1 protein-coding gene is annotated in these 654 nt (G+C 73.4%); it reads right to left on the bottom strand.

What is annotated here, in order from left to right; genetic code table 11:
• Nucleotides 1-654 (bottom strand): MFS transporter (locus ACJA3G_RS38155; RefSeq protein WP_406557569.1); only part of this gene is annotated, 654 nt, incomplete at both ends.

Raw genomic sequence — 654 nt, 5'->3', positions numbered from 1 at the left:
GGGTGGGTGAGGATGTGGCGCCACCCTTCGAGGAGGTCGCCCGCGCGCAGCCGTGGTGCGGCGGGCCGGGCGGGGTGCGGCTCGGTCCCGCCGATGGCACGGATGCCCAGGGCCGAGAGCAGATAGCTGACCGCGTCGGCCACCACGGTCGTGACCGGGCCGAGGAGACCGATCGCGGCCCCTCCGAGCGGGGGGCCGACCGTGGTCGCGGTCCACGTCGTGGACTCGAAGCGGCTGTTCGCGACGAGCAGGTCCTCCGGCGGTACGAGTGCCTTGAGGTACGCGCCGCAGGCCGCCTTGAAGGCGATGTCGGCCGCGGCGGTCACGACGGAGACGACCAGGAGCTGGACGAAGGTGAGGCGGCCGAGGGCGAACGCGAGGGGGATGCTCATCAGTACCGTGAACCGGATCAGGTCCATCGCCACCATGACCGGCCGCTTGCGGCGAAACTCCATCCACGGCCCCAGCGGCACCGCGATCAGCGCGCCCACCGCCCGCCCCGCCGCGGCCAGCGCCGCCACCTGGGCCGGTCCGCAGTGCAGCACGATGACCGCGATCAGCGGAAAGGCGCCGAAGCCGAGCCCCGAACCGTACGAGCTGACCGCGAACGCCGCCCACAACCACCCGAAGCGCCGTCCCAGCGTCCGCCGACCC

This window comes from Streptomyces sp. YS-3, from assembly GCF_045257485.1.
Taxonomy (GTDB): Bacteria; Actinomycetota; Actinomycetes; order Streptomycetales; family Streptomycetaceae; genus Streptomyces.
This window is presented reverse-complemented; position numbering and strand designations above follow the sequence as displayed.